The organism is Flavobacterium sp. (assembly GCF_027482425.1).
Classification (GTDB): domain Bacteria; phylum Bacteroidota; class Bacteroidia; order Flavobacteriales; family Flavobacteriaceae; genus Flavobacterium.
In genome coordinates this window covers 1-10,582 of the sequence record NZ_JAIXWA010000071.1, presented here as the reverse complement: position 1 = coordinate 10,582, position 10,582 = coordinate 1, and the positions used below count along the sequence as shown (strand labels likewise).

The 10,582-nt window shown below is 38.6% G+C and carries 8 protein-coding genes and 1 pseudogene; all 9 read left to right on the top strand.

The genetic code is table 11. The features are described from left to right. Nucleotides 1–477: pseudogene (locus Q0037_RS09990) on the top strand (SusC/RagA family TonB-linked outer membrane protein); the annotation flags it as partial. Nucleotides 478–488: 11 nt separating this feature from the next. After that, complete coding sequence (locus Q0037_RS09985; RefSeq protein ID WP_297517757.1) at nt 489–2,093, top strand: RagB/SusD family nutrient uptake outer membrane protein; 1,605 nt, start codon at nt 489–491, stop codon at nt 2,091–2,093. Between the two features lie 25 nt (nt 2,094–2,118). Beyond that, entirely contained in the window at nt 2,119–3,171 is a 1,053-nt protein-coding gene (locus Q0037_RS09980; protein WP_297517754.1) for a SusE domain-containing protein, read from the top strand. A gap of 61 nt (nt 3,172–3,232) precedes the next feature. Further along, the gene (locus Q0037_RS09975; RefSeq protein ID WP_297517751.1) at nt 3,233–6,085 is read left to right on the top strand and encodes an alpha-amylase family glycosyl hydrolase; all 2,853 of its coding nucleotides are present in this window, start codon (nt 3,233–3,235) and stop codon (nt 6,083–6,085) included. Between the two features lie 82 nt (nt 6,086–6,167). Further along, nucleotides 6,168–6,377, top strand: coding sequence for a hypothetical protein (locus tag Q0037_RS09970; protein WP_297517748.1), 210 nt, complete (start codon nt 6,168–6,170; stop codon nt 6,375–6,377). A gap of 59 nt (nt 6,378–6,436) precedes the next feature. Next, nucleotides 6,437–6,595 (top strand): hypothetical protein, encoded by a 159-nt coding sequence (locus tag Q0037_RS09965; protein ID WP_297517745.1) that lies wholly within the window; start codon nt 6,437–6,439, stop codon nt 6,593–6,595. 396 nt (nt 6,596–6,991) lie between these two features. Beyond that, a complete protein-coding gene (locus tag Q0037_RS09960; RefSeq protein WP_297517743.1) occupies nt 6,992–8,428 on the top strand; it encodes an MBOAT family protein in 1,437 nt (478 codons plus the stop codon). 2 nt (nt 8,429–8,430) lie between these two features. Beyond that, the gene (locus tag Q0037_RS09955) at nt 8,431–9,327 is read left to right on the top strand and encodes a hypothetical protein (protein ID WP_297517740.1); all 897 of its coding nucleotides are present in this window, start codon (nt 8,431–8,433) and stop codon (nt 9,325–9,327) included. A 74-nt stretch (nt 9,328–9,401) separates the two neighbouring features. Beyond that, a complete protein-coding gene (locus tag Q0037_RS09950) occupies nt 9,402–10,247 on the top strand; it encodes a S9 family peptidase (RefSeq protein ID WP_297517737.1) in 846 nt (281 codons plus the stop codon). Nucleotides 10,248–10,582: the final 335 nt, after the last annotated feature.

The following is a 10,582-nucleotide window of genomic DNA, read 5'->3' as shown; positions in this document are numbered from 1 at the left end:
GGTGACGACCGTTACATTTATATGAATGGAGACCCCGATGTGACTTTCGGTTTGGCTTCTACCTTCAACTACAAAAATTTTGATTTCAATTTCAACATGCGTGCGAGCTTAGGAAACCGTGTATACAATGCGGTGAATGCTACCCGTGCGCAATACAATTTAATCCGTAACAACGGGGTGTTATCAAATCTTCCAAACAACGTTCAGTCTACTGATTTTACCAATACACCGGATGTATTTTTATCGGACTTGTACGTAGAAAATGGATCATTCTTACGAATGGATAATATTACTATGGGATATACGTTCCCAAAATGGTTGGATGGAAAAGCGAGCTTACGTGTATTTACAGGGATGCAAAATGCATTTATCATTACCAAATATAGTGGGATTGATCCTGAAATCAATGGCGGTATCGACAATACCATTTATCCACGTCAACGCACGCTCTTGTTTGGTGTGAATATGAAGTTTTAAAAAAATGTGATATGAAAAAAATGTTTAAAAAATCGATTTATCTGTTAGGTTTATCGCTGGCGTTAACATCCTGTACGAAAGATTTGGATGTGTTGCCTGAAGATGATGATATCTTCACAGCGGAGGCTTTTTACAGCCAGCCTGGTGCTTACGAGCGTGCTTTGGCTGGGGTGTATGGAAATTTATCCTTGACAGGAACACAAGATGCAGGATCATCGTTTCTTCAAGGAATTGATGCGGGTACAAGTCAGTACGGTCGTTGTTTGTGGTATTTGCAAAATTTAACGACTGATGAAGTAATTTGGAGTTATGAAAATGACCCAGGTACTCGTGAACTACAGCGTGCGATTTGGACAGCGAACAATCCAATTTTCTTAGGGATGTTTAGCCGTACCATGGCTGAAGTAGCTTTGGCGAATGAGTTTTTACGTCAGACAACGCCAGCAAAATTAAGTTCTCGTGGCGTAACCGATGCCACGCAATTGAGTAATATTGCTACGTATCGTCAAGAGGTTCGTGTTTTACGCGCTTTGGCGTACTATAACATGATGGACTTGTTTGGAAAAGCGCCTTTCGTTACAGAGAATGATCCTTTAAACTTTAGAGGACCCGAGTACAACCGTCAACAATTGTTTACGTATATTGATAATGAGTTGAATGCTGTTATTCCAGACCTAAAAGCGCCTCGTGCTAATGTGTACGGCCGTTTGGATCAAGCGATGGCTCGTATGATTTTGGCTAAAATGTACTTGAATGCAGAGGTATTCATTGGTACGCCCAAATACACTGAATGTGTGGCTCAATTAAACCAAGTTATCGGTGGAGGATATACGTTAAACTCTAACTATTTCAACAACTTTACCGCCGATAACCACATTTCTACTGAGATGATTTTCTCATTACAGTCGGATGGGGTGGTCACTCAAAACTTTGGTCCTACCACTGTGATGATTAACGGACAAGTAGGTTCGATGGAATCTAACGGTGTTTCGCTAGGTGTTGGTGCCGGCGGATGGGGTGGAGCTTTACGTTTACGTAAACAATTTGTACAAAAGTTTGATGGCACTGCCTTTGCTTCTGATGTGCGCAAGAGTGCTATTTTACCTGGATCTCGTTCTATCGAAATCACAGATGTAGCAAATCGCGATCAAGGGTTTATCTTAGCGAAATACAAAAACGTATCCTCTACAGGAGTTGCGGGACCAAATTCTACTTTTGTAGATACCGATTTCCCATTGTTCCGTTTAGCCGATGCGTATTTAATGTATGCTGAGTGTGCTGTTCGTGGTGCTTCAGGAGCTACATTGTCACAAGCCGTGGCTTATGTTAATGCACTACGCGAAAGAGCAAACAATGGAAGTTCTAGTGCCAACATCAGTGCTGCTGATTTGACGTTAGACTTTATCTTAGATGAGCGTTCTCGTGAGCTTCACTGGGAAGGTCACCGTCGTCAAGATTTAATTCGTTTTAACAAATTTACAGGAGGAAGCTACAATTGGGCATGGAAAGGAAATGGGGTGAATGGTATCGCTATTTCAAACAACTTAAAAGTATTCCCTATCCCAACCAATTCTATTGCAGCTAACCCCAACTTAACACAGAATCCAGGTTATTAATCCAACACAATTAAACAATTTTAAAATGAAAAAAATAGTTAAACCCATACTAGCTTTTGCTCTTTTATTCGGAGCAGCTTCGTGTACCGATGAGCAGGATTTAATTTTTACTACGCCTCCTGCTGAATTTAAAATTCTTTCTCCACAATCTGGTGAATCAGTGGTTTTATCTCCTGATACACCCCTTAACCCAGGTTTAGCCTTAACATGGGAAGATGCTGATTATGGAGCAGAGACTCAAGTGAATTACACCATCCAAGTGGATAAAAGTGGTGATAGTTTTGATACTCCTTTGGATGTTACTTCAACTACAAACACTTATGCTACAATCAATTCAGATGTGTTGAACAGTGCTTCAGTAGCTTCTGGATTAACGCCTTTCACACAAGGTGGTTTAGAAGTTCGTATCAAATCAACTATCGGAACTACTGGAAGTGAAGCTAAATATTCGGATGTTATTACGTATTTAGTAACTCCTTACTCAACAGATTTGCCAAAATTAGCGGTTCCAGGTAACCACCAAGGTTGGAATCCCCCCACTGCACCAAGAATTGCTGCTTCTGCTTTCGGTCAAACCGATTATGAAGGGTATGTTTGGTTAGATGGAGGATACAAATTTGTGGCTCCAGATGCTTCAGGAAACTTCAACTGGGGGAACACCGATTGGGGAGATGATGGATCTTTCTCTGGCGTTTTAGTAGCTACTGGCGAGTCTGATTGTACCGCTGCTGCTGGATATTACAGAGTACAAGCTAATACTACAACATTAGCGTATACGGTAACGCCAACTACATGGGGAATCATTGGTTCTGCTACACCTGGTGGATGGGATAATAGCACACCTTTAACGTATAATGCTACCACAAAAAAATGGACAGGTACCGTAGTGATGACTGCTGCTATGTTCAAGTTTAGAGCTAACAATGCATGGACAATCAATTTTGGTGGTGATAACAACGATGATGGTTCTATGGATTATAATGGTCCAGATATTGCTTCGCCTGGAGCAGGTACTTATTTAGTAGAGTTGGATTTATCTAACCCAAGAAAATACTCGTACACATTAACTGCACAATAATAAATCTTTAAGCAAGGACTGCTTTAACCCAGTCCTTGCTTTTTTTTTAACTCAAAATGCTATGAGAAAATTATTATTATTTATTGGATTTGCCTTAACTTCTACACTTCAAGCACAAGTAATTAGTTGGCAAGGCGGGACCAACCCCGATCAAAATCAATCGGCCGTGATTCTCTTTGATAAGAGTACAACGCCTTTAGCCACCTACACAGGGGTAATTTATGCACACACCGGGGTTACGCTTAACGGATCACCTTGGCAAAATGTAAAGGGCAATTGGGCAAATAATTCTACACAACCTGCCTTAACTCAGGTTTCAGGTAATATTTATCGTTTGGATTTAACACCAACCCTCCAATCGTTTTACAATGTAAGCTCGGGAGCAATTACCAATGTAAATATTGTGTTTCGAAATTCTGTTGGAAATGCACAAACTGTTGATTTTGTATTAAATGTGGGTGCTTTTCAATCGTCGCTTACAGCCCCTGTCAATGGAAGTAATACACTATTATCAGCGGGACAAAACTTTTCTGTTACAGCGACCAACACCAATGGCAATGCCAACTATACCTTACAAGCCAATGGTACTACGATTAATACGTTTACCGGTTCAAATTATGCGTTCACCGATGTGAATGTAACGCAAAACAAAACCTATCAATTATTGGTTAATCAAGGCGCTGTTACCTTCACGTATACTTTTAGTGTTGTTGTGAATGCGGGAACAACTACTGCTTCAATGCCCGCTGGGTTAGAAGACGGTATTAATTACAACAGTTCTGACAACACCAAAGCTACACTTGTTTTAACAGCTCCAGGTAAAGATTTTGTTTATGTGGCAGGTAGTTTTAATAACTACCAACCGGATTCTTCTTTTTTAATGAAACGCGACTCATCGAATAATAAGTTTTGGTTAGAATTAACCAACTTAACTCCTGGGGTCAATTATAATTATCAGTATTGGGTTTGTGATCAAACCCCTACAACAAACTCTCCTGCGGTTGTAAAAACAGCCGATCCTTATTCTACATTGGTTTTGTCAAATTTTGACGATCCATTTATCCCAGCTTCAAGTTATCCAAATATTCCGGCCTATCCCTCAGGTCAACAACGTGAGGTCACAGTGCTCAGAACAGGACAGACACCCTACAATTGGAGTAATGCAACCTTAAATTTCGTAAAACCTAATAAAGATAATTTAGTGGTTTACGAAGTGTTAGTTCGTGACTTTGATGCTAATCGCAATTATCAAGATATCATCAACCGAATTGATTATTTTAAAAACTTAAAAATCAACGCGATTCACTTCATGCCTGTGATGGAATTTGAAGGAAATGAAAGTTGGGGATACAACACATCATTCCATATGGCCTTAGACAAATTCTATGGAACGGCCGATAAATTTAAAGAACTTGTTGATCTTTTACATCAAAACGGTATTGCTGTAATCTTAGATGTTGCTTTAAATCACGCCTTCGGGAGAAATCCTATGGTGCGTATGTGGATGAAAGATCCTGATGGTGACGGATGGGGTGAGCCCGCTGCGGATAATCCGTATTTTAATGAGTTTTCAAGACACAGTTACAACGTGGGAAGTGACTTTAATCATAGTTCACAACTTACCCGTTCTTATACCAAACGTGTGGTTAAACATTGGATACAAGAGTTTAAAATTGATGGTTTCCGTTGGGATTTAACCAAAGGATTTACCCAAAACTGTTCTGGAAACGATGATACTTGTACCAATGCCTATCAACAAGACCGTGTCGATGTTCTGCGAGAGTATGTAGACTACAGTTGGTCATTAGATCCTTTCCACTTAGCTATTTTTGAGCACTTGGGAATCGATGGTGAAGAGCAACAATGGGCAAATTACCGTATCAATGAAAATCCAAGTAAAGGAGTAATGATGTGGGGAGAATTAACCGCTCCTTATACCCAATTAATTCAAGGATTCTCTACTGGAGCTGACATCACACGTATGGGGCACGTAAGCCGTGGATTTAATGCAAAACGTTTGTTGGGATATCCAGAAAGTCACGATAAGGATCGTATTATGTATTCTGCGCTTACTTTTGGTAATGGAGGTGGAACATCACCCGTTATCAATAACTTGAACAATGCGCTTTACAGAATGTCGGCTATCGGGGCTATCAGTTTGTTGATTCCTGGGCCAAAAATGATTTGGCATTTTGCTCCTCTTGGAATGAATTTGTCTATTTTCACTTGTACCAATGGTACCGTAAATACCGATTATGACACCACTACTGGCGATTGTAAATTGGATACCAAACCACAACCACAATGGGTTAACAACTGGCTAGGAGTTCCACAGCGTGCTAAAATCTATAACGATTGGGCCAAAATGATTGACCTCAAGTTAAGTAATCCTGTGTTCAACGGAGACTATGCTATCAGTACTGATGGAAATAACATTCGTCAACGTGTGTATGTGTTCAATAATTCATTGCCAACATCTCAATTGCGCAATGTGGTGATTTTAGCCAATATGTCTGTTGCTTCGCAAGGTATTCGTCCTGATTTCCCTTACACAGGGACATGGTATAACTTAATGGATAATACCCCTGTTAACGTTACAAGCACTACGGCAACCATTTCGGTTGAAGCTGGAGGATTCAGAATTTATGGAAATCAGCAAGCCTTGAATAATGATCAGTTCACTAAACTTGATTTTGTAACCGTTGCTCCAAATCCAACTACTGGTTCAATTATGGTCAACACCAATTTGACATCTATGGATGTGTATTCTATCACAGGGCAGTTGGTAAAATCATTTGAGAATGTAGTAATGGATCGTGAGTATTCTATTGAGGATTTAAAAGGAGGACTATATGTTGTAAGATTAGTTGACGAAAATGGTCAAACCAAATCCGTAAAGTTGATTAAAGAATAAATTTATTTCAATAGTTAGTGTAAAAAGGTTTCTGTTTTAACAGGAACCTTTTTTTATTCTTTCGATTTGCCTTAGCTTTGAGTTGAAATTAGTTTACGCCCATGAAGCGATGGATCGCCAAGTCCGCGAAGATTTTGAGTTGTTGACTACTGGAGTGTCAAAAGGGGATTTTGCGCTATCCTCAAAATTCTTGAATGCCGATGAATTTTTGTCCGAAAAACAAAGGAATACGACTTCGGATACAAGTCCTCAAGTGATAGAAAAAGGCGCAATTGTGTTGCCAAAAATATAGATATACAGTTCAAAGTCCAGTTGGAGGAATTTGAATTTCAAGGTTAAAAAGTAAATGGATTGCAAAGCCAGTTAAACGACCAAATGATGCCCATTTTCTCCTCTTTGATAGGCGGTGGCGTTTTATTTGTCAAAAAAGTCAAAATGAAAGGGTTTAAACTGATGAATGTGGTGCCTCGTTCCATGGGGAAAGACAAGTTAAAAGACCCGGATTTGTAATAAGTTGACCTTAAAACTAAAATTAACAACAATATTGTCATACCCGAACGCTTTAAGTTTAAAGTAGCGGGATTCCGACACCGAATCGAGTGCACGACGCGTTTTGATGGTCGTTTAAATTTGAAAATGCGCTTGGGATTGCCTTCGCTTGGAATCATTGGAATCCCTCTAAAAATTTCAAGTTCTCAGGAGAATCCCTGCGTTAGATTGGACAGACAAACAAACAGAAGATTTAGAAGCGACCGAGTATAAAGAAGGAATGGAACATACTCCCAATACCACTGCACTGGGTACCGTTCCCGTTCCGCCCACAGCTGATAAATAAAAAGGGAATTTGTTGAATAACACCATAAAGTTGGTTCGTTTTCCCTAATTTCGTGACCTAACCGATAAACAATGCTCTTTAATTCGCTATCGTTTTTACTCTTTTTGCCATGGGTATATGTGCTCTATTGGTTTGTTTTTCCAAATCAATTGAAACGGCAAAATATAATGTTGCTCTTGGCGAGTTATTTGTTTTATTCCTTTTGGGATTGGCGGTTTCTCTTTCTTTTGTTATTTTCTACGGGTCTCGATTATTATTCAGGTCTCTTTATGGCCGATGCCAAATTACAAGTGCAAAAACGGTTTTGGTTTTGGACCAGTATCGGGATCAATCTGGGGTTTTTAGGGGTTTTTAAATATTACGATTTTTTTGCCACTTCTTTTGCCGAAATGTTGGCTCAAATGGGGTGGAAGGTAAATGTGGTCTTATTACAAATTATTTTACCCGTAGGCATCTCGTTTTATACTTTTCATGGATTGTCTTATGTTATTGATATCTATAAAGAACGGATTACACCCGAACGCAATTTTGTCAATTATGCCCTCTTTGTAAGCTATTTTCCCTTACTCGTCGCGGGGCCGATTGAACGCGCCACCCATTTACTGCCACAAATAAAAGCCCCGAGAGTTTTTAACTTTCAAAAATCGAAAGAAGGTATCTATCAAATTATTTGGGGGTTTTTCAAAAAAGTTGTTATAGCCGATACTTGTGCTGTCTACGTTAATACTATTTTTGAAAACGATGATACGGCCAATTCCCTCACGTTATTGTTGGGGGCAATTTATTTTGCTTTTCAAATTTATGGGGACTTTTCGGGCTATTCCGATATTGCTTTGGGGGTGTCTAAGTTGTTTGGGATAGATTTGTTGCGCAATTTTAATTTTCCCTATTTTTCAAGAGATATCGCCGAGTTTTGGCGGCGTTGGCACATTTCATTGTCTTCATGGTTTCGCGATTACCTCTATATCCCACTCGGCGGCAATCAAGGTTCGCTAGCCAAGAAAATTCGCAACACATTTATTATTTTTTTGGTAAGTGGATTTTGGCACGGAGCCAATTGGACATTTATAGTGTGGGGTGGATTGAATGCGCTTTATTTTTTACCCCTATTAATTCGCCAAAAGAATCGAACCCATTTGTCGATTGTTGCCCAGGGAAGAATTTTTCCAACACTTAAAGAGCTTTTTCAAATGCTATTTACCTTCGGAATGACTACATTAGCATGGGTGTTCTTTAGAGCGGCTTCGGTTACCGAAGCATTTCACTATCTTAAAAATATGTTTGCCTTTTCCTTTAATGGAGGGATTCAATATTTGTCTATCGATCGGTATAGTGTTGAATTGGTGGCCCTATTGGTGGTGTTTATCGGTCTAGAATGGTATGCTCGCGAAGGTGAACATCCGATTCGAGGACGATATACGGCACTAAAAGCAAGCCTATTGCTGCTAGGTGTTATGTTGTTAGGTACGTATTCAAATCCGAGTAGTTTCATTTATTTTCAATTTTAATGATGAAAAAGTTTATACGTTTCTGCTTCAAAGGATTAGGGATAACAGTGCTGATTTTATTCGCGTTAGATCTCTTATTCACAGGAGTAATGCAAGAAGCTACTCCACGAACCAAATATCAATTTCTACGACAGCTTAAAAATAAACACATCAATTATATTTTTATCGGTTCCTCCCGTGTCGATAATGGGATAGTACCTGAGGTTATTCAAAAAAAGACAGGGAAGTCATCGGTCAATCTCGGTTTTCAAGCGTCAAAGATGAATGATTTGTATACGATGCTACAATTGATAAATGCCTATAAAATTTCGTATGATACCCTCTATGTTCAGATCGATTACAATTATAATCTCAAAGGGTGTTCCAACATGATGAAGTACGAAATCATGCCATTTATCCACGAAAATGCAGCAACGCGCCATTATGCCCATACACAACTAGCCGATGATCCCTTGCTGTTTTATATGCCATTTTACAGGTATGCCCAAAATGATTTGAAGATAGGCGTTCGAGAGTTTTTAATGAACTGTGTGGGTAAAAAAACCTTTGTATCAACAACTCAAGGTTATAATTCTTTGGAGGGTTCTCACACCACGCACGGCTACCGTTTGCCTAAAAAATTGGCGCCTAAGAATACCACTTTTGAAGCCATGAAAACCTACATCAAAACCCATAATATGCGGGTTCGATTTTTCTGCGCTCCATTTTGTTTGAACGTAAATAACAAAGCCTATTTGCTACAGTTGAAGCAACGAATTCCTGAATTAATCGATTTTTCTGCAGTAGTTCCTAACGATCATTTGTTTAATAATTGTGCCCACTTAAATGATGCTGGTGCAAACTATTTCACGCGATACTTTGTTGAACATGAGTTGCAAAAATCGAGTAAATTGCAATAATTCCATTTTAAAATAACATTAAACCATATTTCATTTTTATTGTCAAACCCAATAATGTGTAAAAGACTTATTTGATGCGAATTTTACAATTACTCGTAGTGTCCTTTTTATTGATATCCTGTCAAAAAGATGAGGCGCAGAATTTAAATACATCTTCTAGAGAGACTAGGACAATCACGTACAATAATGTAAACGTCACTGTAGTTATTGACAAACCTGCCATAAACAATCCTGATGTTTTACTTGTATTTCATGGAACAATTGAAAGTGATTCTCAATTATTGACTGCTGCAAATAAAGCTCTTGATGAGTTTAAAAAAGTAGTGGAAAGAGATGATATGATGATTATAAGTGTGGCTCATCCCCAAGAATTTATATTGTTTGGGGATAACATTTTACAAGCTGAAGCGGCCTTGTTATGGGTAAAAAACAACGCCAGTGAGGAACTAGGCATTACAGTGGGTAAAATATTTTTAGCGGGACATTCTCAAGGAGGGTATTTGGTTACTCGACTAAATACAATGCATCAAACAAATGGGGTTATTGCCAGTGCCCCCGGCCCTTTAAATCTTGTTTATCGGTGTGATCTTGAAGAGAATGGGCAAGTAGTGTCTAGTTCAACTTGTACGAAATTGAAAAATGTTTATGGACTAACTTCAGAAAATCCTAATGCCTATTTTGAAAGGTCCTTATTGAATTTTACCAATGGCTTCAAGTCGGATATTTTATTTGTACAAGGATTGAACGATTCTCCCATACAAATGTACTCATGGCCTATTTTCAAACAGGAAATACAAAATTGCGGTAACTGCCAAAACAGTCAATTTGTTGAAATAGCTGGAGGGCATAATGCTTTGTTTGTAAACGCTCTAAATACAGTCGCAAAGCAAGAGGTAAATAATTTTATTTCTTCGCATTAATGATTAATATGATGATAAATACAGCTGAAACCTATACAAAAATTAGTGCTACATTTTTTTATATTATAGAAAATGTAAATTGAGGTAAATTTATAGAAAACAGGGGCTATTAGTCCCTTTTCTTTTGGGCTTAAATTACGCCGTAAATTACACAGTGAAAAGAAAAACCCCTGATAATCTTATAAAAACCAGGGGTTTATAAAAATGATGGTGGTGCCTCCAGCCCCGAAACTTCGGGGGAACCAGGGACATTATAGTTTTTTATCAAGAATTAATTTTTCGATTAGTTCTGGGTTTTGGATTAACTTTTGAATAAATACTTTGCGCTTCATTTT